This is a genomic window from Sphingosinicella sp. CPCC 101087, assembly GCF_004151485.1.
Lineage (GTDB): Bacteria > Pseudomonadota > Alphaproteobacteria > Sphingomonadales > Sphingomonadaceae > Allosphingosinicella.
In genome coordinates, this window is sequence record NZ_SBFF01000008.1 from 220401 (window position 1) to 244557 (window position 24157).

Genomic DNA, 24157 nt, shown 5'->3' on the forward strand with positions numbered 1-24157 from the left:
CCCATTCATCGGCAAAGTCGACCAGGCCATCATGCAGCCGCTCCCTGCTCGACGCGCTCGACCAGGCCGTCGCGGAAGTGGATGATGGTCCGGGCATATTCGGCCATGTCCGGCTCGTGGGTGACCATGAGCACGGTGATGCCGGCGTCGCGGTTGAGACCGGTCAACAGCTCCATGATCTCATAGGAGGTGGTGGTATCGAGGTTGCCGGTCGGCTCGTCAGCGAGCAGCACGTCGGGATTGGTGACGATCGCCCGCGCGATCGCGACGCGCTGCTGCTGGCCACCGCTGAGCTCGGCCGGCGTATGATCCCACCAATCGGCCAGCCCGACTTTGGCGAGCGCGGCCATCGCCGTCTCGCGGCGCCGGGATTTTTCCTCGCCACGATAGAGCAAAGGCAGCTCGACATTCTCGAGCGCACTGGTGCGGGCGAGCAGGTTGAAGCCCTGGAAGACGAAGCCCAGATAGCGCCTCCGCAGCAGCGCCCTCTGATCGCGATCGAGCTGCTCGACCGGCACGCCCTTGAACAGGAAGGCGCCGCCGGTCGGGACGTCGAGACAGCCCAAGATGTTCATTGCCGTCGACTTGCCCGAGCCCGACGGGCCCATCACAGCGACGAAATCTCCGGTCGCGACTTCAAGGTCGATGCCTTTCAGGGCCTGAAAGGCGGTGGCGCCGCTGCCATAGGTCTTGGTGACTGCGCGCAGCGCGATGATCGGATCATTGGCCATCGGGCGGCGTCGCCTCCCCGCCGGGCCGGCCTTCGGGGGCGGGCCGGCTCGACGTAGGCGCCGCGGCCTCGCGACCCTGCGCCGCCGCAGCGGGCGCCGATTTCGACGACTGCGCGGCCGGCATGGCGGCGGGCGATCCGCTCGCCGGCGCTGCGGGGGCCGCCTGGCTGTCGGCTCGGTCCGCGCGGCCACCGCCCTTGCCGCCCGCCGCCTTCTGCTGGGTCTGACCGGCGGCGAGACGGGCGGTGATCACCTCCATGCCTTCGCGCAGCTCCCCGCCGACGATCTCGGTGACCGAGCCGTTGGTCTCGCCGACCACGACCTGAACCGGTTCGGGGTTGCCGTCGGCGCCAAGCACGTAGACGGTCTGGCGGCTGCCACGGCCAATCCCGACCTCGCGTTCGGGGCGGTTGCCTCCGCGGAAGCCGCGGCGAGGAACCAGCACGCTGGTGACTCCGCCGCCTTGACCGCCCTGTGCCGCAGCGTCGCGTTCCGGCGAATAGCGAAGCGCGGCGTTGGGGACGAGCAGCACGTTGCGCCGCTCGGTGGTGACGATCTCGGCGGTCGCCGTCATTCCGGGCCGCAGCAGCAGCTCGGGATTCTGCACCGACAGGATGGCAGTGTAGGCGACGACCGTTCCGGTGCCCGTCGATGACGCGGAGCTCGCGCTGGAGGTCGCGCCCGAAGCGTTGGCGCCGACATCGACGCGGACGACCTGCGCCTCGAAGGTGCGTCCGGGATGGGCGTCGACCGTGAAAGTCGCCCGCTGGCCCTCATTCACCTGGCCGACATCGGCCTCGTCGACCCGAACCTCGAGCTGCATCGCCGACAAATCCTCGGCGATGGTGAAGAGGACCGGCGCCTGGAACGAGGCGGCGACGGTCTGGCCAGGGTCGATCTGACGGGAGAGGACGACGCCGGTGACCGGCGAATAGATGGTCGCCTTGGACAGGTTGGTCTGCGCGGAGGAGAGCTGAGCGCGAGCCTGGGCAACCTGCGCCTCGGCCGAGCGGACCCCGGCCTGGGCCCGGCGGTTCTCGGCGCGGGCCGCGTCGAGTTCGGTTTCGGACGGAACGCGGCCGTTGGAGAGGCGGAACACCTCCTCCTGCCTGGCAAGGTTGGCGCGGGCCTGGGCTGCGGAAGCCTCGGCCGTGGCGACTTGTGCCTGGGCCGAGGCCAAGCCGGCCCGCGCCTGGACGATCGTGTCCTGCAGCCGGGAAGTGTCGAGCCGGGCCAGCGGCTGGCCGGCGGTGACGCGATCGTTATTGTCGACGAAGACCTGGGTGACGAGGCCGGACTGCTCCGACCCGACCTCGACCTGATTGGTCGGCTGGAGGTTGCCCGTCGCGGAGACGGTGACGGTGAGATCGCCGCGGCGCGCCTTCTGTGTCGCATAGCCGCCCTCCGCCTCGCCTGCGAAGCAGCGGGACAGGAGGAGCAGGAGGACGACGAGCCCGACCGCGGCCGCGATATAGGTCGGGCGACGATACCAGGGCTTCGCGGCCGGGGCGCCGAGGAAGGCGTCGAGCGTTTCCTTGTCGGGCGCCGCGCCGGCGCCGGACGGGTCGTTCGTAACGGTCGTGGTCCTGATCGTGTCGTTCATCATTGGGTCCCGGTTAGCGGCGCGGCGGTTGCGCTTGCCGAAGAAGGAGCTGCCGGCTGGGCGACGGAAAGCCCGGCGGGGGCCGAGGTCGGATCCCAGCCTCCGCCAAGCGCTCGATAGAGCTGCACGAGCGCAAGCGCCTCGTCGCCACGGGCGCCGGCCATGCCGTCGCGGGCGGAGAGGAGCGAACGTTCCGCTTCGAGCAGGGTCTGGAAATCGCTCAGCCCGGCGCGATACTGGGTGCGCGCCAGGATGGCGGTGTTGCTCGCCGCTTCGAATGCGATCGCGAACTGGGCCTGCCGTTCGCGAGCCGCCTCGAGCTGGACGAGCGCATTCTCGACATCCTCCAGCGCGGTCAGCACCGAGTGGCGGTAGCTGGCGAGCGCGCCTTCGGTCGCCGCCTGCTGCGAACGCAGCTGGGAACGCAGGCGGCCGCCGTCGAACAGGGTCTGGTCGACGCCGGCGAAGATCGCTCCGGTGATGGCGTTGAACAGGCCGCCGAGCGAGAAGGCCGAGGTCCCGATGTTCCCGGACAGCCTGAGCCCCGGATAGAGCTGCGCTTCGGCAACGCCGATCCGCGCAGTGGCTGCGGCGAGGGCTCGCTCGGCCGCGCGAACGTCGGGACGCTGGCGTAGCGTGTCGGCTGGTATGCCGATCGCCACTCCACCCAGCGCCAGGGGAATGGGCTGAGGTGCGGACAGGGTCTGCGTGAGCGCGCCGGGCGCACGCCCGGTCAGCACGGCCAGCCGGTAGGTGGCGCCCGCGAAGGCGGTTTCGATCCCCGGGATCGAGGCGGCGGTCTGGGCGCGGGCTGCCCGCGCCTGCTCGGCGTCGAGCGACGAGACCAGGCCGGCCTGCACCCGCCACTGGGCGATCTGGAGATTGTCGTCGGCGATGGCGAGCGTGTCGCGGGCAAGCGCAAGCCGCTCCTGCGCCAGGCGCGCCTGCATGTAGTTGGTCGCGACCTCCGCAGCGATCGCGACCCGCAGGGCCTCCCGGTCAAACCAGGCGGCCTCGGCGTCCGCGCCAGCCGCCTCGACGCCGCGGGCGATGCGGCCGAACAGATCGATTTCCCAAGCAGCGTCGGCGCCGAGATCGAAGCTGCTCCGGTCGTTGCCGTCGCCAAGATTGCGCCCGGCGCCGGTCGAGGCGCCGACGGTCGGCACCAGGCCGGCGCGCGCCTGGACCAGGGCCTCGCGCGCCTGGGTCAGCCGCGATGCCGCGACGGCCAAGTCGAGATTGCCGGCGCTGGCCTCGTCGATCAGGCGCGCCAGCAGAGGATCGTCGAACCGCTCCCACCAGCGTACGAGCTCCACCGGAGCGGCAGGGACGGCGCCGGCCTCGCCGACGCCATGATAGCCTTCCGGCACCGACAGGTCGGCGGGTGCAGGCGTGCGATAGTCCGGACCGACGGTCGTGCAACCCGCGGTGGCGAGCAGCATGGCGGGTGCCAGGAAACGGAAGCGGGCAGCGGATTTCATCACGCTGCCCTACTCCACGACCGGTGTCGCGCAAGTTTGTTCGGCGCGGCACGACTTTGTCTCAAAATGTCCCGGAAAACGGGCCCTCTCTCCGGGAAAAGTTCAGCTCTGCTTCAAGCCCCCATGTGGATCTGCCCGACCATGCAATAGAGCATCGGCAGCGACAGAATCAGATTGGTGCGCGAAGCCATCATCGCCGTCGTCGCCGACCGTGCCTTCGAGGCGTCGTCGGCCTCGACGAGGCCCAGCGCCCGCTTCTGATTCGGCCAGATGACGAACCAAACGTTGGCCGCCATGACGATGCCCAGCCACATCCCGACCCCGATCGTGCGATAACCCTCGGCAAGGGTCAGGGCGCGGGCGGAATAGCCGCCTTCCTGAATCTCGGCGACCAGGAGACCGAGGATCAATGTGGCAAGCGCGGCCCAGCGGAACCAGAACAAGGCCGCTGGAGCGATATATCGGGAGACGCCCGGCTTCAGCTCGGCGGGTACCTTCGGCATGGTCGGGATCTGGACGAAATTGAAGTAATAGAGGAGCCCGATCCACAGGACACCGGCGAACACGTGCAGGAAGCGCAGGAAACCTGCCCAGTAAAAGCCATCCATGACGTCCGAATGGAGCCCGACCATCGCGATCACCAGCAGGGCAAGGCCGATGAGCAGCGCCAGATGGAAGTTGCCAAGTATCTTCGCCATATCCGGATCCCCTATCGTTACGTTCACGTTCCTAGGGCCCGGACGGCTAACCGACAATGGTCGTGATCGCACGGCCGCTGCCGGGAGGGAATCCGAGCCCTGGCCGAACGCTCGGAATCAATCGAGCCGCCACATGATGCTTTGCGACAGGGGCGTCCACAGCCCGGTCCGAACCCCCGCGGCGCGCAGCGCCCGGCCGGTCCATTCGTTGCAGGTGAGCACGAAGCTGTACCCGCCCTTCGCCTCGTAGAACATGTCCCATGCACTGTAGCCACGGCCGCGCAGCGGGATTGTGCGGCCATAAGCGTCGAGACGGAAGCGCGCGCGAACATAGGCCGCGAGTCGCCGATACTGATCCTCCGTCACGGTGATCGGTCGCTGCCAATCGTCCGGTCGGGGCTGATGGTCATGTTCGACGTGCAGCAGCGTCGATCCGTTGCCGAAGGCGGCGTGGAACGCATTGCCTGGCGTCAAATCGGCCCAGGTCGGGGTGTTGAGGTAGAATTCGCGATTGCCGTAACCGACGGCGATATGGTCGCTGCGGCCGTAGCGGGGGTCGCGCAGATGCTGGCCGGGAACATAGGGCCGCCAGTCCATGATCGCGTTCACCTTCGGCATGACCAGCCATGTGTGGACGCCGTTGGTGCGCACGAAGATGGTCACTCCGCGCTCCGGCTCCGTCCAGGCGACATTGGCGGGAATGGCTCCGAGAAAGAGGGCGGCGAGCAACCAGGCAAGCGGCGCCGCAACCAGCAGGACCAGGCTGCCGAGCAGGACCCGGATCGCCCTCCGCCATAGGTTCGCCGCTCCCATAGCGCGAATGTGGCAGCGCCGGACGCGGGCGGCAATCTCCCCTTTCCAAGGATCGTTTCGGGGGAAAATCGGTTTTTCCGAGTCAGCAGGGGCAGTAAGGATCATGGATGACCGAGCGTTTACAACGCGGCATCGGCATTGCGGGCCGCCCTGCCTTGACCCGCCCACAGCGCCCGATGCCGTTCCGGGCCGCCAACGGCTTTCTCGATCTCCTCTGGAAGTCGCGTCTCGCCTCCCCGCCCGAGCTGAGCGTGGAATCGCTCGAGCACGAAGCGAGGCTTCAGGCGGAGCTCGATGATTTCGGCGATCCCTGGTTCCGCGATCCGCTTCGAATATTGCTGGAGTCGCTGGTCGAGGAAGCCGAGCTCAATCCCATCGGCCGGATGGTCGCGCGAATCCACTGCCGCAAGCTGCTGCGGGAGCGGCTGTGGACAATGAAGTGGTTGCGCGACCACCCGGAGATCAGGCAACGTCCGATCGCAGAGCCGATCGTCGTTGTCGGGCCGATGCGGTCGGGCACGACACGCCTGCACCGGCTGCTGGCAGCCGACGATCGCTTCGCGCATCTGAAGCTGTTCGAAACGATCTGCCCGGTGCCGGAGCCGCCGGTCCTGAACGGGCACGGCCCCGACCCGCGCGCTTTCGTGATGAACGGTCACGATCCGCGTCCGAAAACCGCCGCGCGCTTCCTGGCCCTGCTGCACCGCGCCAACCCGGCCACCGCGATCGTCCATCCGACCGGGCCGCGCGAACCGGAAGAGGAACTCGGCCTGCTCGTCGCCTCCGCCTGGGGCATGAAGCATGAGGCGCAGTGGCGCGTGCCGTCTTATGCGCATTGGTGCGAGCAGGCCGACGCAGCCCCCGCTTACGCTCATATGGCCGACCTGTTGCGGCTGACCGGCTGGCTGCGGAAAGACGATCCGGCCCGCCCGTGGCTGCTGAAGACGCCACAGCACATGCTCGACCTGCCGGCCCTCCTCAAAGTCTTTCCCGACGCGCGGATCATCTTCATCCACCGCGATCCGGCGGCGGTGGTCGGAAGCAGTTGCTCGATGGTGTGGAACCAGATGCGCGTCCAGAGCGACAAAGCCGACCCAGGCTGGATCGGCCGCGAGTGGATGCGAAAGACGCGGCTCAAAATCGACCGAATGACGGCGGCACGGACGCAGATACCCAAGGCGCGGATGATCGACGTCCATTATGACGAGATGGAACGCGACTGGCGCTCTGTGATGGAGCGTATCTACCGCTTCCTCGACCGCGACATGGCCCCGGCCTGGCCGGCGATGGCAGCCTATATCGCGGGGACCGAAGCCAATCGCTCCTTCCGCTCCCATGTCTACCACCTTGCCAGCTTCGGCCTCGAGGCGGGCGAAGTCCGCGAAGCCTTTGCCGATTATGTCGAGGCGTTCGCGGTGCCGCTCGGGCCCGACCGGTCGAACGGGAAAGGGCATTAGGCCGCCAGTCCTGATTCGAGGTTCCGGAGATTTTCCTCTCCCATTCTCTCCAAACCCTTCTAATCAGCCCGGATGGGCGAGTGGGTGATCGGGGTCGTCGGAGGGTCAGGCCTCTATGCGCTGGATGCGCTGGAGGATGCGCAGTGGATCCAGGTCGACACGCCCTGGGGGCCGCCGTCCGATGCGCTTCTGGTCGGCCGCATCCGCGGAGTGCGGTTCGTCTTTCTTCCCCGTCACGGCCGGGGTCATCGGCTGCCGCCGAGCGCGGTGAACGCGCGCGCCAATGTCGACGCGCTCAAGCGGGCCGGCTGCACCGACCTGATTGCCATCTCGGCGGTCGGGTCGCTGCGCGACTCTCTCGAGCCGGGCCGCTTCGTCGCGGTCGACCAGTTCGTCGACCGCACCTTCGCACGCGAGAGCAGCTTCTTCGGGCCGGGAATGGCCGGGCACGTCTCGATGGCCGATCCGGTCTGCCCGCGCCTGACGACGCTCGCAGCCGATGCGGCCGAAGCCGCCGGAGCGCCTGTCACGAGGGGCGCCGTCTACCTTGCCATGGAAGGCCCCCAATTCTCGACCCGCGCCGAAAGCCGCATGTATCGGCAATGGGGGTGCGACGTCATCGGGATGACGGCCATGCCCGAGGCGAAGCTCGCCCGCGAGGCGGAGCTGCCCTACGCGCTGATCGGCATGGTCACCGATTATGACTGCTGGCGCGAGGATTGCGATCCGGTCGAGGTCGGCGAGGTGCTCGCCCGTCTCAATGCCAATGCCGACACCGCGCGGCGTCTAGTGGTCGAGCTGGCGCAAAGCCTGCCGACGCGCCGCGAGCCGTCGCCGATCGATACCAACCTGGATACCGCCCTGATCACGGCACCCGACGCGCGCGATCCGGCAATGCTGGCGAAGCTGGATGCGGTTTGCGGGCGGGTGCTGCGGCGGCCGGGATAAGCCTCGTCGATATAGGGCGAGAGGGGAGACTGCTTCAGCCGTAGATCCTCGCGATCCGCGACGGCGAGACTCCGGCGGCGAAGAGGCCGAGGCAGAAGAGATTGCGTGCCGAGCGCCGGATCCAGCCGTCGCGGCGCCAGCGCTCGGCGCTCGTCCAGGCCTCGCATTCCAACACCGCGAGCCGGCGCCGGCCGATGCGCCGCACGAGGTCGACATCCTCCATCAACGGCATCGGCCGGTATCCGCCGACCGCCCGATAGAGCGCGCGCGGAACGAGCAACCCCTGGTCGCCATAAGGCAGGCCTAGCAACCCGACCCGGACGGCAACGGCTCGCTCCACGGCCCGCGCCTGCCAGGCGCGGTCCGCGAGCCGAAGGCGGAAGCAGGCCGCCTTGTCGAGCGCGACCCTATAGTGGGCCGCGACCGCCGCCGGCCAATCGGGCGCCGGGAGGCTGTCGGCGTGAAGGAAGAGCAGCCAGTCGCCGGACGCCGCCTCTCCACCAGCGGCAAGCTGCCGACCGCGGCCCTTGGGCGCAAGAAGAAGTCGAGCGCCAGCCTGCTCGGCGACGGCGATCGTCCGGTCCGTCGAGCCGCCGTCGACGACGAGTATCTCGTCGGCCGGCTTCATCCGCTCCAGGAAAGCCGGCAGGTGCGCCTCGGCATTCAGGGTGGGGACCACGACCGAGAGCATGGCGCGCGCGATCAGCCGGTGCAGCGCGCCCCGCCAAGGACGCAGAAGCGTGCGCAATGCGGGTGATTGAGCGCGACCGGCCGCATCGCCTCGCCGAGCGTCTCGCCCATCGCGAAGCCGGGATCGTAGGGCAAAAGGGTGCAGGCGACGACGTGCGGCCGCTCGGCGCCCTTCGCCTTCACCACCATGCGGCTCGACGCGCACATCATCGCTTCGGGCGACACCCGCAATATGTCCCAGCAGGCGTCGGTGATCTCGGGCACGTCCGCCGAGGCATCCATGGTCGGAAAGAGGACGAGGTGATCGACTTCGATCCCAAGTCGATCGAACAGCTGCCCGTAGCCTGTGCGGGCCTCCGCCTCGCTGCCTGCACGGCGCCCCGCGACAGCAACGCGAAAGCCGGCGCGAGCGAGCCAGACGAGGCCGTCCAGCGCCTTCTCCCACGTCTCCGCCCCTCGCTCCGCCTCATGCGGGCTCTGGCGCCAATCGTCGAGACTCACCCGCATGACGACCCGCTCGCCATGCGCGCGAGCCATTTCGAGGAGCGCGGATTCGAACCGCCGCATCGGGCGCATGGCATTGGTGAGAACGAGCAGGTCGAAACCGCGCGCCAGCGCCGCACCCATCATCGGCACCATCTCGCGGTTCATGAAGGGCTCGCCGCCGGTGAAGCCGATCGTCCGCGTGCCATGGGCGCCCGCCTCGTCGAAATAGGCCTCGGCCTCGGCCAGGCGCAGATAGACCAAGGCGTCGTTCGTGGGCGAGCTTTCGATATAGCAGGTCCGGCAGGCGAGATTGCACAATGTGCCGGTGTTGATCCAGAGAGTGTCGAGCCGCTCGATCGCGACCGTCGCCCTTTTCTCGCCACCGGCGGTCAGGGCGGGATTGCGGAACTTGGCCGGGTCGAGCGGCCGCGCGTCCGCCACTTCAAAAGGTGACGGCGGGGCGGCGGGCATGTCCATCGCGCTCAGCATAAGCGGTCAGCGCGCCCCGCTCCACACCTCTTGGAGGCGGGCGTCCCGACCGCAATTCCAGCGGTAGAAGCGGTAGCGGACCGGATTGCGGCGATAATAATCCTGATGATAGGCCTCGGCGCGATAGAAGATTCCGCGCGGAAGGATCTCGGTCTCGATCGCCTTTCCGAGCTGCCGCGCGACACGCGCCTTCACCGCTTCGGCGATCCGGCGCTCGGCGGCATTGGCGACGAAAATGGCGGAACGATATTGATCGCCGCGATCGCAGAACTGACCGCCCCCGTCGAGCGGGTCGATCGTCCGGAAGAATCGTTCGACCAGCGTCGCATAGCTCACCTGCGCCGGATCGTAGACGACCCGCACCGCCTCGATGTGGCCGGTATTGCCGGCCGAGACCTGCTGGTAGGTGGGGTTGGGGACCCTTCCTCCGATATAGCCGGACAATGTTCCGGTGACGCCGGGAACATGATCGAAATCGCTCTCGGTGCACCAGAAGCAGCCGCCGGCGAAAACGGCGGTGGCAGTCCGCGCGGACCGCGGCGATCCAGTACGATCCGCACCCTGGGTCGCCACGACGGCGGCGGCCGCAACGCCTGCGACCAGCAGCAGCAGGAGGGCCAGCAACCGGCGCATCGTCAACTGCCTGCCGGCGCGAATTTCAGCGCGACGCCGTTGATGCACCAGCGCTGGCCGGTCGGCGGCGGGCCATCGTCGAAGACGTGTCCGAGATGACCGCCGCAACGCCGGCAATGTGCCTCTGTACGAAGGAACACCAGGGACCGGTCCGGCCGGGTGCGGACCGCTCGTGCGATCGGACGCGTGAAGCTGGGCCATCCGGTGCCGCTGTCGAACTTGTCCTGGGAGCGGAAGACCGGCAGGTCACAGCCCGCACACAGGAAGGTACCGCGACGACGTTCCGCATCGAGCGGGCTGGTCCCCGCGCGCTCGGTGCCTTTCTCCCGAAGCACCCGATATTGCTGCGGCGTCAGCCGGCGACGCCACTGGTCGGGAGTCAGATCGACCTCGAACGGCTCGGCGGCCGCTTCCGACCCGCGCCCGAACAGGAATCCCGCCAACCCCGCCACCGCGGCGGCTCCGGCACCGCCCAACAAACCTCTCTTGCTCATCTTCATCGCCCGTGCCTCCTGTCCGCTATTTCGGACGTAGCGGCTTTCAGGTTACACCGGGTCGAATGGGCGGCGAACCTGGCAATGGCGGCGAGAGCCAAATCCCCGACAGCTGGGAAGACCTCCTCGCCGCAGCTCAGGGCGGGGACCAGCGCGCCTACCGGACCTTCCTCATGTCGATTCTGCCGTTCGTCCGCGCCGTGGCCCGTCGCCATAGCTGGTCCGATGACTCGGTCGAGGACATCGTCCAGGACAGCCTGCTGACCCTTCACCGGGTCCGCCATACCTACAGACCCGGACATCCGGTGAGGCCGTGGCTCGCCGCGATCACGACCCGGCGGGCCATCGATGCGGGCCGGCGGAGCGGACGAATCCAGGCGCGCGAGACTTCGGATCCTTCTGCCTATGAAACCTTCGCCGATCCCGCGGCGAACAGCGTAGAGGCGGCACAGGCGGCGGAGTCGGTCACGCGAATGATGAATGAGCTGACGCCCAAGCAGAGGGAGGCGCTGGAGCTGGTGAAGCTCAAGGAATATTCGATGGCCGAGGCATCGGCCGCTTCGGGCCAATCGGTCGCCTCCCTGAAGGTGAATGTGCACCGGGCCATGCGGCGCCTGCGCAAAGGGCGCGAAGCGGAGGAAGAATCGTGACCAGCCGGCCGACCGAGGCGCTGATCGAATCGCTCGCCGCAGAAGCGGGGCCGGTCCGCCCGCTGGCGGCACCGCTGGCGCGGGCGACCCGGCTATTGCTCGCTCTTTCCCTCCTGTTCGCGGGCCTGATTGCGACTTTCGGCGATCCCGACGCCCTGGCCGCGCGTTTCGCGGAACGCGAACTGTTGATGGCCGCGGAGACGGCGGCGATGCTTGCCACCGGCGTGCTCGCGGTGCTCGGCGCCTTCGCCCTTGCGGTTCCGGGGGGCTCGCGCAAATGGCTGGCCGCCGCAGGCGCTGCGGCGCTGACCTGGCTGCTGCTGAGCAGCACCGGCTGCTTCGCGCTCGTTGCCGACCGCGGCGCGGACGGATGGAAGATGGACGGACATGCCGACTGCCTGCTCTTCATCGTAACGGCGGGCGCGGTGATCGGTGCGCCCTTGCTGTGGCTGCTGTCGCGAGCGCGGCCGATCGACCCCGCGCCGGTCGCGCTGCTCGGCGGCCTGGGCGCGGCGGCCCTATCCGCCTTCCTGCTGATCTTCTTCCATCCGTTCGCGGTGACCGTGCCGGATCTCGGCCTGCATCTCGCTGCGGTGCTGATCGTGATCACCGCCGCCGCTTTGCTTCGGCGCCGCGCGCTGCGTCCGGCCTGATCTGCCGATGCGAGGCGCAACTGCCGGCCGCCTGGTCCTGGCGCTCTTCGTCGCGGCTGTCTTCGTCGCCTTCTTCCTGCTCGACCTCGGCGACCGGATATCGTTCGACATGCTGAAGGCGCGCCGGAGCGAACTTGCCGGCCTGCTTGCGGAACATCCGCTCGTCGTGCCGGCCTTGTTCTTCCTCTTCTACGTCGCGGCCACCGCACTCTCGATTCCCGGCGCGGCCTTGCTGACGCTCGCGGCGGGCGCGATCTTCCATTTCTGGCTCGGGCTGGTCATCGTCTCCTTCGCCGCGACGACCGGCGCCAGTCTCGCCTTCCTGTCGTCGCGCTATCTGTTCCGCGACTGGGTGCAGCGACGTTTCGGGGCACGGCTGAAGGCGATCGATCGGGGAATCGCGCGCGACGGCCTGGTCTACCTGCTGGCCCTCAGGCTCAATCCGGCCGTCCCCTTCTTCCTCGTCAATCTCGGCATGGGGCTGACCCGGATGCCCCTGCCGAAATTCGCGCTGGTGAGCCAGATCGGCATGCTTCCGGCCACCGCCATCTACGTGAACGCGGGAACCGAGCTGGCGCAAATCCGCTCTCCTGGCGACATCGCATCGCCCGGCCTGATCGGATCGCTGGTGCTGCTCAGCCTGTTTCCGCTGGCCGGGCAATGGGCGGCCCGGTGGCTCAGGCGCCGCCGCATCTACAAGGGCTGGCGCCGGCCTCGCCGCTTCGACCGCAACCTGATCGTCATCGGCGCCGGCTCCGGCGGGCTCGTCACTGCCTATATCGCCGCGGCCGTTCGGGCGAAGGTGACGCTGATCGAAGCCCGCAAGATGGGCGGCGACTGCCTGAACACCGGCTGCGTTCCCTCGAAGACGCTGATCCGGAGCGCCCGCGCCGCGCACGAAATCCGATCCGCCGCCCGCTTCGGCATCGCGGCGCAAGCGCCGCAGGTCGATTTCCCGGCGGTCATGCGGCGCATCGAGAAGGCCATTGCCGACATCGCACCGGCCGACAGCGCCGAGCGCTACACCTCACTCGGCGTGGACGTTCGCCTGGGCCATGGGCGGATTGTGGATCCCTGGACCGTGGAGGTGAATGGCGCTCGGTTGACCACGGGGTCGATCGTGATCGCGGCGGGAGCCCTGCCGATCGTCCCCAACATCCCCGGAATAGCGGGATCGGGCTATTTGACGAGCGATACGCTATGGGAGGCGCTCGCGGCGCGCGAAACCCTGCCGCGGCGCCTCGCGATCCTGGGCGGCGGCCCGATCGGGGTCGAGCTGGCGCAGGCTTTCGCCCGGCTGGGATCGGACGTGACGATCGTCCAGTCGGGTCCGCGGCTCCTGCACAGGGAGGACGAAGACGTTGCGGAAGCGATCGCGAAAATCCTGAACTCGGAAGGCGTGACGATTCTTACCGGCCACGAAGCCATCCGGGTGGAGGGAAAGACGGTCGTCCTGCGTCCGTCCGGGGCGGAAGGCGAAGTCGCGCTGCCCTATGACGAGCTGGTCGTCGCCATCGGACGCAAGCCGCGCCTCGAAGGCTATGGGCTGGAGACGCTGGGGATCGACACCCAGGCGCCGCCGGACGTCAATCCCTGGCTGGAGACGGCTTATCCGAACATCGCCATGGTTGGAGACGTCGCCGGATCCTACCAGTTCACGCATGCCGCCTCGCACCAGGCCTGGCACGCGGCGGTCAACGCGCTGTTCGGCGGCTTCAAGCGCTTCCGCGTGGATTATTCGGTGCTGCCGCGGGTGACCTTCACCGATCCCGAGGTGGCGCAGGTCGGCCACAACGTGCAGAGCGCCCGCGCGGCAGGGGTTTCCCACGAGATCGTCCGCTTCCCGCTCGCGCATCTCGACCGCGCCGTCGCCGAGGGCGCCCGCGACGGCTGGGTGCAGGTTCTCGTCCGGCCGGGAGGCGATCGAATCCTCGGCGCGACCATCGTCGGCCACAATGCCGGCGAGCTCATCGCCGAGATGGCGCTGGCGATGAAGCACCGGCTCGGCCTCGGGAAGCTGCTCGGCACCGTCCACGCCTATCCGACCATGGCGGAGGCGAACAAATATGCGGCTGGCACCTGGCGCCGCGCGCACCAGCCCCAACGGCTGCTGCGCTGGGCCGAATTCTATCATCGCTGGCGCCGGCGGTGAGGCCGACGAGGATCCTGGTCTTCGCCAAGGCGCCGGTGACGGGACGGGTGAAGACCCGGCTGATCCCCGCGCTCGGCGCCGAGGGCGCGGCGACGCTGGCGGCGGAGATGCTCGTCCGGACGATCGGCGAAGCGATCGCAGCCGAGGCGGGCCTCGTCGAACTTTGCGGCGATCCCGATCCCGCAGGTCCCGAATGGGCGGGACGGCTTCCGCCCGGGATCGCTTCGAGTGCGCAGGGCGAGGGCGATCTCGGTGCGCGGATGGCGCGGGCGGCGCGGCGGACGATCGAGCGCGGCGAGCGCGCCGTGCTGATCGGCACCGACTGTCCCGATCTCGACCGGATGCGCCTGCGCCACGCGATCGCCTTCCTGGACGACCATGATGCGATCATTCACCCGACGCGGGACGGCGGCTATGCCCTGCTCGGCCTGGAGCGGTTCGATCCCTCCCTGTTCGCCGACATCGCCTGGAGCACGCCGGCCGTCGCCGAAGCGACTATGACCCGCATCCGAAGTCTCGGCTGGTCGCTCAAGGTGGGCGAGACCCTGTGCGACATAGACGAGCCGGCGGACCTTCTCTAAGCGCCCGGCCTATGGAGACGTTGCCGCCTTACGCGATATTCCTCGGCATCAGCAGGCGCCGGTCCGAGGAGGGCGAGACGCTCTTCGTCATGCCGTTCGCGGATGTGGTGCTAGGCCGACCGGGCTATCTCCATGGTGGAGCGATCGCAGGGCTGCTCGAATTCGCAGCGATCGGCGCGATCTACGACGCGCTCGGCACGACCGAGGAGGTGACCGTCAAGCCGATCAACGTCACCGTCAATTTCATGCGCGGCGGCACGCAGCACGACACGTTCGCGACGGCCACCATCACCCGGCTCGGCAACCGCGTCGCCAATGTCGAGGCCCATGCCTGGCAGCAGGACCGCGCCAAGCCGATCGCCGCGGCGCAGATGAACGTGCTGTTGAAGCGCTGAGCCGGGGAAGCCCTTCGGCGCGACGACGCTCCGCAAAAGGGAATGCCGCGCCCCGCCAAATAGGCGAGGCGCGGCATTCATGCGGACCTAGTCGAGTATTTATTGAGGGTCCGGCTTGTCCGCGGCGTCGCTTTCGCCCTCCGGCCCGGTCTGATTGCTCTCCGGCTCCACCGGAGTATCGGCGTTGGAGTCCGTGCTCGTCGTGGTCGTCGTGGTCGTGCCCTGGTCGGCGGGTCCGGAAGCCGGCTTGTCCGCCTGCTCGGCGGTTCCGCCTTCTGCCTGTCCGCCGGCGGGTGCCGGAGTTGCGGAGTCCTGAGCAAGGGCCGGCGCGGCTGCGAAGGCCGTGGCGAGCAGAGTGACGATAACGCGTTTCATGGCTTCTCCTGAGGGTCGTTTCGTGGATTTCCCCTGTTGCCGAAAGCCTAGCGTCCTGCCGGAAGCGCGTTCAATTGCGGGAGGCCGCACTTTGCGGTGGTTCGTTCCGTTTAAGCCACGCCGTATCGCAGGCGCCAGCGGTCCGGACCGCCGGGCTCAGCCTCGCGGCATCAATGCCTCGGCCGCGACGACCATCGCCTCGACGCCCGCGGTTACGGCCGGCTCGGGCTGGATCCGGAACAGCGGCGAGTGATGGCCCGGCGCCTCATCGACCTCGTCGGGCGGGGTGCCGCCGACGGCGAAGTAGACGCCTTTGACGCCGCTTTCGGGCGTGACGAAATAGGCGAAATCCTCGGCGCCCATTCCGGTGCGAGGCTGCTCGAACAGTCGGTCCCGACCCATGGCGGCGGCGATCGCCTCGCGCACCCGCGCCGCTGTGGTGGGATCGTTGATCGTCGGCGGAGTTGTCTCCGTGGCGGAGCGGGTAACTACCGGCAGCCGGTCCTCCGGCACGCCGAGCGCCAGGGCGGTCCCCCGGGCCACCCGGTCTATCCCGTCCAGGAGCTGCGCGCGCACTTCGGGCGTGTCGGCGCGGACGGTCATCTGGAGCTCGACCTGTTCGGGAATGATGTTGCTCTTCACGCCGCCGTGGATCGAGCCGACGCTGATCACCGCGCCTTCGAGCGGGGCGATGTCGCGGCCGACCATCGACTGAAGGGATATGACGATCTGCGCGGCGACGAGCACGGGGTCGACGCCCTGGTGCGGCGATGCGCCGTGGGTGCCGATGCCGCGGACGAGCATCGAGACGGAATCGGCGCTCGAATAAGCGATCGTGTCGGGGACCTCGATGCGCCCCGCCGGCATGTCGGCGGAGACGTGGAAGGCCAAAGCATATTCGGGCTTGGGAAAGCGGGTATAAAGCCCGTCCTCGACCATCGTCCGCGCGCCCGAGATCGTCTCCTCGGCGGGCTGCGCGATCAGAACGGCGGTGCCGGACCAAAGGCCGCGCCGGGCGATCAGCTGGCGCGCCGCGCCGACCAAGGCGGTGATGTGCACGTCGTGACCGCAGGCGTGCATGACCGGCTGCTCCACGCCGGCGGCGTCGACCTGGCGGGCGGTCGAGGCATTGGGAAGCCCGGATCGTTCCTCGAGCGGCAGCCCGTCCATGTCTGCGCGCAACAGCACGGTCGGCCCCTCCCCGTTGCGCAGCACCGCCACGACGCCGGTGCCACCGACGCCCGTCGTCACCTCATAGCCGAGCGCGCGCAGCTCCTGCGCCATGCGCTCGGCGGTGCGGACCTCACGGCCCGAGAGTTCGGGGTTGCGGTGGAAATGGTCGAACAGCGCGCCGAGATTGTCGCGATAGTCACGCGCCACCGAGTCCCGCAGCGATCGATCCTGCGCCGCTGCCGGCATCGCCCAGGTCGCAAAAGCCGCGACCAACATCCACTTCCTCATATGCTCCCCCCTCCTCGCGCCCTCAGCCGCCGTTTCGTATGGCCTCCCGGGCGATAACGAGCTGCTGGATCTGGCTGGTGCCTTCGTAGATGCGGAACAGCCGGACGTCACGGTAAAGCCGCTCGATGCCGTAATCGGCGACATAGCCGGCGCCGCCGAAGACCTGCACCGCGCGGTCGGCGACCCGGCCGACGCTTTCGCTGGCGAAATATTTGGCAGCGGCCGCATCGAGGGTGATCGGCCTTCCGCCGTCCATTGTGGCCGCCGTTTCCAGCACGAGCGCGCGGCCCGCCATCGTATCGGTCTTCGAATCGGCGATCATCGCCTGGACGAGCTGGAAGTCGGCGAGCGGCTTTCCGAACTGCCGGCGTTCGGTCGCATAAGCGACCATGTCGGCGATCAGCCGCTCGGCGATGCCGACGCAGACCGCGGCGATGTGGAGACGGCCGCGATCGAGCACGCGCATCGCGATCTTGAACCCCTCGCCTTCGTCGCCGAGCCGGTTCTCCGCAGGAAGCGGCGCGTCGTCGAAGGTCACGTCACAGACATGAGCGCCCTGCTGCCCCATCTTGCGCTCCGGCCTGCCGATCGACACGCCGGGCAGGTCGGCCGGAACGAGGAAGGCGGAAACCCCGCGCGCGCCCGCGCCGCCGGTGCGCGCCATCACCGTGAACAAGGACGCCCGGTCGGCATTGGTGATGAAGCGCTTGGTGCCGGACAGGCGGTAGACGTTTCCGTCCCGTGCCGCCTTCGTCTGGACCGAGGCGCTGTCGGAGCCGGCGCCGGGTTCGGTAAGGGCGAAGCTGGTGATCACCTCTCCGCTCGCGATCCGCGGCAGCCATTGCCGCTTCTGTTCGTCGCTACCGGCCATGACGAGGCCCTGGCTGCCGATGCCGACATTGGTGCCGAACACCGATCGGAAGGCCGGCGACGTGCGGCCGAACTCGAGCGCGACCCGCACTTCTTCCGACATGGTGAGGCCGAGGCCGCCATATTCCTCGGGGATCGAGAGGCCGAACAGGCCCATGTCGCGCATTTCGCGGACGATCTCCTCGGGCACCTCATCGTCTTCGCCCACCTGTGCCTCGAGCGGCCTCAGCCGCTCGGCGACGAAGCGTCGGACCGTTTCGATCAGGGCTTCGAACGTGTCGGGATCGAGGGGCATGCGACCGTCAATATCCCTTCAGGCGCGCCAGGCGGTCGGCATGGAAAGCGGGATCGCCGAACAGCTCGTTCAGCACCCGGTCGCGCTTCATGTAGAGGCCGATATCATATTCGTCGGTCATGCCGATGCCGCCATGCATCTGCACGCCTTCCTGAACCGCAAGCGTGGCGGAGTGGCCCGCTTTGGCCTTGGCGACCGACACCATCGCTTCGGCGCCGGCGCTCGATTCATCCAGCATCTGCTGCGCCTTCAAGGTCGCGGCGCGGGCGATCTCAAGCTCCGAATAGAGGTGGGCGGCGCGGTGCTGCAGCGCCTGGAACTCGCCGATCAGGCGGCCGAACTGCTTGCGCTGCTTCAGATAGCCAACCGTCATGTCCATCGCGGCCGAGCCCACGCCGACCAACTCTGCCGCCGCGCCGGCGCGGCCGGCGCCGAGCAGCCGGGCGAGGATGTCGGCGCCGCGACCGACCTCGCCCACCACGGCATCGGCGTCGACCCCGACCCGATCGAAAGTCAGGCGTGCGCCGATGCTGCTGTCGGCGAGCCGCACGCCTTCGACCTCCAGCCCGGGCGCGCCTTTCCCGACTGCGAACAAGGTGGGGCCTTCTTCGGTGCTCGCGGCCACCAGGATAATGTCGGCCGACGCGCCCTGAACGACGAACTGCTTGCGTCCCGAAAGACTGAAGCCGTTGCCGGAACGTTCGGCGCGCATCGCGATCGTGTCCGGACGATGCCTGGGGCCTTCGTCGACCGCGATCGCAGCCACCGTGTCGCCGGCGAGGATGCCGGGAAACCAGCGCTCCGCATGCGGCGTGTCCTTCACCGCCTCGACGAAGGCGACCGCCGTCATCAGGAAAGGCGATGGAGTCAGGTTGCGGCCGATTTCCTCGAGGACGATGCCCGCCTCGACGTGGCCCAGCCCGAGCCCGCCCTGCGCCTCGTCGATGAGGATCCCGGTAAAGCCAAGGCCCGCGAACTGCTTCCAAAGGCCATGGCCGAAACCGTCCTTGCAGTTCCGGTCGCGCCAGTGGCGAAGCTGCTTCGCGATGGCGCCTTCCTCGGCCATGAAACTTCGCGCCGCGTCGCGCAGCATGGTCTGGTCGTCATTGAGGTAGAGCGGCATTCGATTTCCGTTCCCGTCATCGTCACCCCGGCAGGGTGCAAGCTGTCTTTCCTTCTCCACTTCCGTCTGGATCCCGGCCTTCGCCGGGATGACGGTGGTGGCATGCACCGGCGCCCGGGCGGGTACCCGGCTATGTCCCCGGCAGCTCCAGGATCCGCTTGGCGATGATGCCGAGCTGGATCTCGCTGGTGCCGCCTTCGATCGAGTTGGCCTTGGTGCGAAGCCACTCGCGGGCGGCCTTGCCCCTGCGGGAGCGGTCGCTCTCCCATTCGAGCGCGTCGGACCCGCCCGCCGCCATGACCAACTCGTGGCGGCGCTTGTTCAACTCGGTTCCGGCATATTTCATCATGGAAGGCTGGGCTGGATGGGCCTGCCCCGCCTTCAGCTCGTCGATGAAGCGTTCGGACATCGCGCGGAAAGCCATGGCATCGACGTCGAAGCGGGCAACGTCGGCGCGCAGCACCGGATCGGCAGCGACGGCATCGCGCAGCACTTCACCCAGCGCCGCGCCGGCCTGGCCGGCAAGGCCCATCCCGCTGATCATCTCGCGCTCGTGGCCGAGCAGATATTTGGCCACGTCCCAGCCCTTGTTCACTTCGCCGACGACCTGGTCCTTGGGTACCTTCACGTCGTCGAAGAAGGTCTCGCAGAACGGCGAGGACCCCGAGATGAGCAGGATCGGCTTCGTCGAGACGCCCGGCGTCTTCATGTCGAACAGAATGAAGCTGATGCCGTGATGCTTCGGTGCCTGCGGATCGGTTCGGACCAGGCAGAAGATCCAGTCGGCCTTGTCCGCATAGCTGGTCCAGACCTTCTGGCCGTTGACCAGCCAATGGTCTCCCTTGTCCTCGCATTTCGTCTGCAGCGAGGCGAGATCGGAGCCGGCATTGGGCTCCGAATAGCCCTGGCACCAGCGAATTTCGCCGCGAGCGATTTCGGGCAGATAGCGGCTTTTCTGTCCCTCATCGCCATATTTGAGCAATGCCGGACCCAGCATCGAGATGCCGAAGCTGGTCAGCGGATTGCGGGCGCCGATCCGCGCCATCTCCTGCTTCAATATCTTGGCCTCGGCTGGGGACAGCCCGCCGCCTCCATAACGTTCCGGCCAGTCGGGCACCGTCCAGCCGCGTTCGGCCATCCGCTCGAGCCAGCGTCGCTGGGCCTCGTTCTTGAAGACCAGGTCGCGCCCGCCCCAGCACAGGTCGGTCTCGTCGCGAACAGGCTCGCGCATCTCGGCCGGGCAGTTCGCCTCCAGCCAGGCGCGCGCCTCGCCGCGGAAGGCTTCGGAATCGCTCATCGGCGCTTCTCCTTTACGTAAACGTCAAGTGCCGCGCAGGTTGCGGAGAGTCAACATGCGTCGTCGGAAGATCGGCAGTCTGCGAGATCGACCGGCACATAGTCGGCCGGGCGGACGCGCTTGACCAGGCGACGATAAGCGAAGCTATGGCCCGGCCATAAGGTGTAATTGCGGCCCTTGCCGATCAGATACCAGCTGTCGCAGCCGCCCTTCATCCACACCGTGTCGGCCATCTGCGCCTGGACGTCGTCGAAGAAAGCGTCCTGAGCCCGCCGCCGCGGCATGACCGCCGCGTCCGCGTCTCGGGCGAGGGCCATGGCGCTGATGATGTGGGCGATCTGCGCCTCGATCATGTAGATGATGCTGTTGTGCCCAAGGCCGGTCGCCGGCCCCATGGTGATGAAGAGGTTCGGATAGCCCGCGACGGAAATGCCGAGATAGGCTTTCGGCGCGTCGGCCCACTGGTCGCGCAGCGCGACGCCGCCGAGGCCGACAATGTCCGGCCCCTTCCAGGCCGCCTCGACGTCGAAGCCGGTGCCGAAGACGATCGCGTCGAAGCCATGGGTCCGCCCGTCGGCGGTGCGCAGCCCATCCGGCGTCGCCGCCTCGATCCTCTCGGCGACCAGCTCGACATTGTCGCGGGCAAGCGTTGGATACCAGTCGTTGGAGATGAGCACACGCTTGCAGCCGAAGCGATAGCGCGGCGTCAGCCGATCGCGCAGGATGGGATCAGCAATCGCGCTTTCCATATGCTCGCGAGCGATGCGCTCGAGCTTGTCCAGGCCGCGCATCCGCCGAAGGCGCGGCTGGAGCAGCAATTCGCTACGCGCGAAATGGAAGAGGCGCAGCAGCTTTTGTCGCCAGGGCTGACGGCGCCATCGCTCAGCGACGCGCGGCGTGATCTCGCGGTCGAGCTTCGGCACGACCCAGGGCGGCGTGCGCTGGAAGATCGTGAGCCGGCCCACCTTCGGCGCGATCTCGGGCACGAACTGGATCGCGCTGGCGCCGGTGCCGACGACCGCGACCCTCTTCCCCTCGAGCGGGAAGTCGTGATTCCAGGCGGCCGAATGCCAGACGGCGCCGTCGAACCCATCGAGGCCGGCTATGCCGGGTAACCGCCAATTGCTCAGCCCGCCGGTGCCGAGGACGAGGAACCGCGCCTTCGCTACCGTCCCGTCGGCCGCCTCGACCTCCCAATGGTCGACGCGCCAGCGCGCCGCACGCATGTCGCGGCCGAAGCGAAGGTGCGGGCCGAGGCCGTGATCGCGGGCGACGCCGCGAAGATAGTCCAAAATCTCAGGCTGCGGCGGATAAAGGCGGGACCAGTCCGGCTTCGGCGCGAAGGAGAAGGAATAGACCGGCGAGGTGATGTCGCAGGCGCAGCCCGGATAATGATTGTCGCGCCAGGTGCCGCCGAGATCGGAGGCGCGCTCCCATATCTCGAAATCCTCGCGCGCAGCCCTGCGAAGCGCGACCCCCATGCCGATTCCGGAAAAGCCGCTGCCGATGACCAGCGTGTCGAGCATGACGGCAGGCTAGGAGGCGAGACCGGCCCCGGCAAGGCGGCGCCGGCGCAGTTGACGGAGGTCTCCAGGGACCGCCGAGCGGGAAAGCCGGTGAGACCTCAGACGGCCACTGACGGCGGCCCCGCCTGCACGGACGGAGCCGGCTCGTCAGCAGCCTTGAGACGGGCGGCATAGCGGTCGGCGAGTTCGCGCAAAGCCTTCGCGCCGTCGCCCCGGAAGGTGGGGCCGTGCATCAAGGCCAGCATGCGCGGCTCGAGCTCGGCGAGCCGGCGAATCGTCGGCGCGGTCGCCGGGCCGAGGCTGGTGGCCTGGAACAGGTCCTCCGCAGCCATGGCAGGCGTCACGATGTCCCCCGACGTCGTGGGATCATCCCCGAGCTGAGTGAACAGGTCCCCGCAGAAGAGCAGGCGCGACCGCTCTTCGAAGACGACGCCCGCCTCCCATCCGTGCGGCACGTGCGGCGTCGCGATGAACCGGATGCGGCGGCACCCTTCACAGATCAGCTCGCCGTCGGCCAGCGCGCGCGGCGGCCGGTCGGCGAGATCGTTGAGCGACACGGAGCAGGCCGTCTCGCCATGGGCGACCTGGCTGTTCGGTGCGGCGGCGAGCCACAGATTCATCGCGCCGCATTCATCCGCCTCGACATGGCCGAAGGAGATCCAGCGCAGTCGATCGAGCGGCATGATCGACCGCACCGCGTCGGAGAAGAGCGGGAACATGGCGCGCTGGCCGGCGTGGAAGAGCAACGGCTCATCGCCGTCGACCAGGAAGCTGTTGAAGGTGAAGCCTAGCGGCGGGGCGATGTCGGGCACGAGCACCGACAGGCGGTAGATTCCCTCCTCGACCTCGTCGATTCGTGCGGTCATGGTCTCTCTCTCCCTCCAGCCGGGAGACCGACAATAGCACAAGTCGGCGCGGCGCCGGATGAAGCCCCGGACTGGACCTCAGGGCGGCTCTGCTCTAGCCAAATCCGATACCTTACGCGAACGTAAAGCAGCGGAAGCGAGACCATGGATTTTTCCCTTACGGAACGCGAAGCTTACTACCGCGACAGGGTTCGCGACTTCATCGAGACTCGGATTCGGCCGCGTAGCGAAGACTTCAAGCAGCAGCTTGCCCAAGGGGATCGCTGGCAGCCGATCGCGGTGATCGAGGAGCTGAAGCCGCAAGCGAGAGCCGATGGGCTGTGGAACCTGTTCATGCCGCCTGGGCAGGCCCTGAAGCATGTCGACGAGACGTTCGAATTCGAGGGCACGCAGCTCAGCAATGTCGAATATGCCCTGTGCGCCGAGGAGATGGGCCGCGTCGGCTGGGCTTCGGAGGTGTTCAACTGCTCTGCGCCCGACACAGGCAATATGGAGGTGCTGCACCGCTACGGCACGCGCGAGCAGAAGGAGCGGTGGCTCCGGCCGCTGATGAACGGCGAGATACGCTCCGCTTTCCTGATGACCGAGCCGGGCGTCGCTTCGTCCGACGCCACGAACATCCAGTGCGAGATCCGCCGCGACGGCGACGATTATGTGATCAACGGCCGCAAATGGTGGTCTTCGGGCGCGGGCGACCCGCGCTGCAAGGTCGCCATCCTGATGGGCAAGACCAATCCGGACAATCCAAGGCATCAGCAGCAGTCGATGGTATTGATGCCGCTGGATGCGCCCGGCGTGAGGGTCGAGCGGGCGCTCACCGTCTTCGGCTATGACGACGCCCCGCACGGTCATATGGAAATCGAGCTCAAGGACGTCCGCATCCCGGCATCGAACCTCTTGCTCGGGGAAGGGCGCGGGTTCGAGATCGCACAGGGGCGGCTAGGCCCGGGGCGTATCCATCACTGCATGCGCACGATCGGCGCCGCCGAGGAAGCGCTGAAGGCGATGGTCATCCGGCTGCAGAACCGGATCGCCTTCGGCAAGACCCTGTCGGCGCACAGCATCTGGGAGCAGAGGATCGCGACCGCGAGGATCGACATCGAATGTTCTCGGCTGCTTTGCCTCAAAGCCGCCGACATGATGGACAAGGCCGGCAACAAGGCCGCTCAGGCCGAGATCGCCATGATCAAGGTGCACGCGCCGAACATGGCGCTCAGAATCATCGACGATGCCATCCAGGCGCATGGCGGCGCCGGCGTCAGCCAGGACTTCGAGCTCGCCAAAAGCTATGCCGGCATTCGGACCCTGCGCCTCGCGGACGGCCCCGACGAGGTCCACGCCCGCGCCATAGCGAAGCTGGAATATGCCAAGCATCCAGTGGCTTGAGTTC

General features: G+C 67.9%; 24 protein-coding genes. 8 read left to right on the top strand and 16 right to left on the bottom strand.

Features of this window, described 5'->3' with window-relative positions; translation table 11 throughout:
- Positions 1-29: 29 nt before the first annotated feature.
- The 5 genes from EKM57_RS14145 to EKM57_RS14165 form a co-directional block, all read right to left on the bottom strand.
- Complete coding sequence (locus EKM57_RS14145; protein ID WP_129793148.1) at positions 30-731, bottom strand: ABC transporter ATP-binding protein; 702 nt, start codon at positions 729-731, stop codon at positions 30-32.
- Complete coding sequence (locus EKM57_RS14150) at positions 721-2337, bottom strand: efflux RND transporter periplasmic adaptor subunit (RefSeq protein WP_371414147.1); 1617 nt, start codon at positions 2335-2337, stop codon at positions 721-723. Before EKM57_RS14150 ends, EKM57_RS14145 begins: the two co-directional genes overlap by 11 nt.
- On the bottom strand, positions 2334-3815 hold the full coding sequence (locus EKM57_RS14155) for an efflux transporter outer membrane subunit (protein ID WP_129793229.1): 1482 nt from the start codon (positions 3813-3815) through the stop codon (positions 2334-2336). Before EKM57_RS14155 ends, EKM57_RS14150 begins: the two co-directional genes overlap by 4 nt.
- Positions 3816-3928: 113 nt before the next feature.
- On the bottom strand, positions 3929-4513 hold the full coding sequence (locus tag EKM57_RS14160) for a urate hydroxylase PuuD (protein ID WP_129793149.1): 585 nt from the start codon (positions 4511-4513) through the stop codon (positions 3929-3931).
- Between the two features lie 117 nt (positions 4514-4630).
- Positions 4631-5326 (bottom strand): TIGR02117 family protein, encoded by a 696-nt coding sequence (locus tag EKM57_RS14165; protein ID WP_129793150.1) that lies wholly within the window; start codon positions 5324-5326, stop codon positions 4631-4633.
- 107 nt (positions 5327-5433) lie between these two features.
- Between EKM57_RS14165 and EKM57_RS14170 the strand changes: the two genes are divergently transcribed.
- Together EKM57_RS14170 and EKM57_RS14175 are read left to right on the top strand one after the other, a co-directional pair.
- Positions 5434-6783 (top strand): sulfotransferase, encoded by a 1350-nt coding sequence (locus tag EKM57_RS14170; RefSeq protein ID WP_129793151.1) that lies wholly within the window; start codon positions 5434-5436, stop codon positions 6781-6783.
- A gap of 72 nt (positions 6784-6855) precedes the next feature.
- Entirely contained in the window at positions 6856-7731 is an 876-nt protein-coding gene (locus tag EKM57_RS14175; protein ID WP_129793152.1) for an S-methyl-5'-thioadenosine phosphorylase, read from the top strand.
- 34 nt (positions 7732-7765) lie between these two features.
- Here the strand turns inward: EKM57_RS14175 and EKM57_RS14180 are convergent, their stop codons facing one another.
- From EKM57_RS14180 to msrB, 4 genes are read right to left on the bottom strand one after another with little or no spacing between them, the layout of a single operon-like run.
- Positions 7766-8479 (bottom strand): TIGR04283 family arsenosugar biosynthesis glycosyltransferase, encoded by a 714-nt coding sequence (locus EKM57_RS14180; RefSeq protein ID WP_243451055.1) that lies wholly within the window; start codon positions 8477-8479, stop codon positions 7766-7768.
- Positions 8434-9348 (bottom strand): radical SAM protein, encoded by a 915-nt coding sequence (locus tag EKM57_RS14185; protein ID WP_243451056.1) that lies wholly within the window; start codon positions 9346-9348, stop codon positions 8434-8436. Before EKM57_RS14185 ends, EKM57_RS14180 begins: the two co-directional genes overlap by 46 nt.
- A gap of 54 nt (positions 9349-9402) precedes the next feature.
- On the bottom strand, positions 9403-10029 hold the full coding sequence (gene msrA / locus EKM57_RS14190) for a peptide-methionine (S)-S-oxide reductase MsrA (protein WP_129793153.1): 627 nt from the start codon (positions 10027-10029) through the stop codon (positions 9403-9405).
- Between the two features lie 2 nt (positions 10030-10031).
- The gene (msrB, locus tag EKM57_RS14195) at positions 10032-10529 is read right to left on the bottom strand and encodes a peptide-methionine (R)-S-oxide reductase MsrB (RefSeq protein ID WP_206185441.1); all 498 of its coding nucleotides are present in this window, start codon (positions 10527-10529) and stop codon (positions 10032-10034) included.
- A gap of 59 nt (positions 10530-10588) precedes the next feature.
- Here msrB and EKM57_RS14200 point away from each other — a divergent pair, with 59 nt between their 5' ends.
- The 5 genes from EKM57_RS14200 to EKM57_RS14220 are packed head-to-tail and all read left to right on the top strand — an operon-like array spanning position 10589 to position 14954.
- Positions 10589-11173: an RNA polymerase sigma factor gene (locus tag EKM57_RS14200; RefSeq protein ID WP_129793154.1), complete on the top strand. Its 585-nt coding sequence runs from the start codon at positions 10589-10591 to the stop codon at positions 11171-11173.
- Positions 11170-11826 carry an NrsF family protein gene (locus EKM57_RS14205; protein ID WP_165357454.1) on the top strand — a complete coding sequence of 219 codons (657 nt, stop codon included), beginning with the start codon at positions 11170-11172 and terminating at the stop codon, positions 11824-11826. The genes EKM57_RS14200 and EKM57_RS14205 overlap by 4 nt, the downstream gene beginning before the upstream one ends.
- Before the next feature lie 7 nt (positions 11827-11833).
- The gene (locus EKM57_RS14210) at positions 11834-13978 is read left to right on the top strand and encodes an FAD-dependent oxidoreductase (protein WP_206185442.1); all 2145 of its coding nucleotides are present in this window, start codon (positions 11834-11836) and stop codon (positions 13976-13978) included.
- Entirely contained in the window at positions 13975-14559 is a 585-nt protein-coding gene (locus EKM57_RS14215; RefSeq protein ID WP_129793156.1) for a TIGR04282 family arsenosugar biosynthesis glycosyltransferase, read from the top strand. The genes EKM57_RS14210 and EKM57_RS14215 overlap by 4 nt, the downstream gene beginning before the upstream one ends.
- 11 nt (positions 14560-14570) lie before the next feature.
- Positions 14571-14954: a PaaI family thioesterase gene (locus EKM57_RS14220; protein WP_129793157.1), complete on the top strand. Its 384-nt coding sequence runs from the start codon at positions 14571-14573 to the stop codon at positions 14952-14954.
- Positions 14955-15053: 99 nt separating this feature from the next.
- Here EKM57_RS14220 and EKM57_RS14225 read toward each other — a convergent pair whose 3' ends face one another.
- The 7 genes from EKM57_RS14225 to EKM57_RS14255 form a co-directional block, all read right to left on the bottom strand.
- Entirely contained in the window at positions 15054-15329 is a 276-nt protein-coding gene (locus tag EKM57_RS14225) for a hypothetical protein (RefSeq protein ID WP_129793158.1), read from the bottom strand.
- A gap of 156 nt (positions 15330-15485) precedes the next feature.
- Positions 15486-16790: an amidohydrolase gene (locus EKM57_RS14230; protein WP_129793159.1), complete on the bottom strand. Its 1305-nt coding sequence runs from the start codon at positions 16788-16790 to the stop codon at positions 15486-15488.
- A 22-nt stretch (positions 16791-16812) separates the two neighbouring features.
- Positions 16813-17955: an acyl-CoA dehydrogenase family protein gene (locus tag EKM57_RS14235; RefSeq protein ID WP_129793160.1), complete on the bottom strand. Its 1143-nt coding sequence runs from the start codon at positions 17953-17955 to the stop codon at positions 16813-16815.
- 7 nt (positions 17956-17962) lie between these two features.
- Positions 17963-19078, bottom strand: a complete 1116-nt coding sequence (locus EKM57_RS14240) for an acyl-CoA dehydrogenase family protein (RefSeq protein ID WP_129793161.1) — start codon at positions 19076-19078, stop codon at positions 17963-17965.
- A gap of 130 nt (positions 19079-19208) precedes the next feature.
- Positions 19209-20375: an acyl-CoA dehydrogenase family protein gene (locus EKM57_RS14245; protein WP_129793162.1), complete on the bottom strand. Its 1167-nt coding sequence runs from the start codon at positions 20373-20375 to the stop codon at positions 19209-19211.
- A gap of 50 nt (positions 20376-20425) precedes the next feature.
- Positions 20426-21901, bottom strand: a complete 1476-nt coding sequence (locus EKM57_RS14250) for an NAD(P)/FAD-dependent oxidoreductase (protein ID WP_129793163.1) — start codon at positions 21899-21901, stop codon at positions 20426-20428.
- A 98-nt stretch (positions 21902-21999) separates the two neighbouring features.
- On the bottom strand, positions 22000-22767 hold the full coding sequence (locus tag EKM57_RS14255) for an MBL fold metallo-hydrolase (protein ID WP_129793164.1): 768 nt from the start codon (positions 22765-22767) through the stop codon (positions 22000-22002).
- A gap of 144 nt (positions 22768-22911) precedes the next feature.
- Between EKM57_RS14255 and EKM57_RS14260 the strand changes: the two genes are divergently transcribed.
- The gene (locus tag EKM57_RS14260; RefSeq protein WP_129793165.1) at positions 22912-24153 is read left to right on the top strand and encodes an acyl-CoA dehydrogenase family protein; all 1242 of its coding nucleotides are present in this window, start codon (positions 22912-22914) and stop codon (positions 24151-24153) included.
- Positions 24154-24157: the final 4 nt, after the last annotated feature.

What these genes read in the sequence shown, in the direction of transcription:
- EKM57_RS14245 (WP_129793162.1), bottom strand. Translation starts at nt 20,375, where the DNA reads ATGAGCGATTCCGAAGCCTTCCGCGGCGAGGCGCGCGCCTGGCTGGAG.
- EKM57_RS14175 (WP_129793152.1), top strand. Translation starts at nt 6,856, where the DNA reads ATGGGCGAGTGGGTGATCGGGGTCGTCGGAGGGTCAGGCCTCTATGCG.
- EKM57_RS14145 (WP_129793148.1), bottom strand. Translation starts at nt 731, where the DNA reads ATGGCCAATGATCCGATCATCGCGCTGCGCGCAGTCACCAAGACCTAT.
- EKM57_RS14250 (WP_129793163.1), bottom strand. Translation starts at nt 21,901, where the DNA reads ATGCTCGACACGCTGGTCATCGGCAGCGGCTTTTCCGGAATCGGCATG.
- EKM57_RS14160 (WP_129793149.1), bottom strand. Translation starts at nt 4,513, where the DNA reads ATGGCGAAGATACTTGGCAACTTCCATCTGGCGCTGCTCATCGGCCTT.
- EKM57_RS14165 (WP_129793150.1), bottom strand. Translation starts at nt 5,326, where the DNA reads ATGGGAGCGGCGAACCTATGGCGGAGGGCGATCCGGGTCCTGCTCGGC.
- msrB (WP_206185441.1), bottom strand. Translation starts at nt 10,529, where the DNA reads ATGAAGATGAGCAAGAGAGGTTTGTTGGGCGGTGCCGGAGCCGCCGCG.
- EKM57_RS14230 (WP_129793159.1), bottom strand. Translation starts at nt 16,790, where the DNA reads ATGAGGAAGTGGATGTTGGTCGCGGCTTTTGCGACCTGGGCGATGCCG.
- EKM57_RS14150 (WP_371414147.1), bottom strand. Translation starts at nt 2,337, where the DNA reads ATGATGAACGACACGATCAGGACCACGACCGTTACGAACGACCCGTCC.
- EKM57_RS14170 (WP_129793151.1), top strand. Translation starts at nt 5,434, where the DNA reads ATGACCGAGCGTTTACAACGCGGCATCGGCATTGCGGGCCGCCCTGCC.
- EKM57_RS14200 (WP_129793154.1), top strand. Translation starts at nt 10,589, where the DNA reads ATGGGCGGCGAACCTGGCAATGGCGGCGAGAGCCAAATCCCCGACAGC.
- EKM57_RS14220 (WP_129793157.1), top strand. Translation starts at nt 14,571, where the DNA reads ATGGAGACGTTGCCGCCTTACGCGATATTCCTCGGCATCAGCAGGCGC.
- EKM57_RS14255 (WP_129793164.1), bottom strand. Translation starts at nt 22,767, where the DNA reads ATGACCGCACGAATCGACGAGGTCGAGGAGGGAATCTACCGCCTGTCG.
- EKM57_RS14210 (WP_206185442.1), top strand. Translation starts at nt 11,834, where the DNA reads ATGCGAGGCGCAACTGCCGGCCGCCTGGTCCTGGCGCTCTTCGTCGCG.
- EKM57_RS14225 (WP_129793158.1), bottom strand. Translation starts at nt 15,329, where the DNA reads ATGAAACGCGTTATCGTCACTCTGCTCGCCACGGCCTTCGCAGCCGCG.
- EKM57_RS14235 (WP_129793160.1), bottom strand. Translation starts at nt 17,955, where the DNA reads ATGCCCCTCGATCCCGACACGTTCGAAGCCCTGATCGAAACGGTCCGA.
- EKM57_RS14240 (WP_129793161.1), bottom strand. Translation starts at nt 19,078, where the DNA reads ATGCCGCTCTACCTCAATGACGACCAGACCATGCTGCGCGACGCGGCG.
- EKM57_RS14155 (WP_129793229.1), bottom strand. Translation starts at nt 3,815, where the DNA reads ATGAAATCCGCTGCCCGCTTCCGTTTCCTGGCACCCGCCATGCTGCTC.
- msrA (WP_129793153.1), bottom strand. Translation starts at nt 10,029, where the DNA reads ATGCGCCGGTTGCTGGCCCTCCTGCTGCTGCTGGTCGCAGGCGTTGCG.
- EKM57_RS14260 (WP_129793165.1), top strand. Translation starts at nt 22,912, where the DNA reads ATGGATTTTTCCCTTACGGAACGCGAAGCTTACTACCGCGACAGGGTT.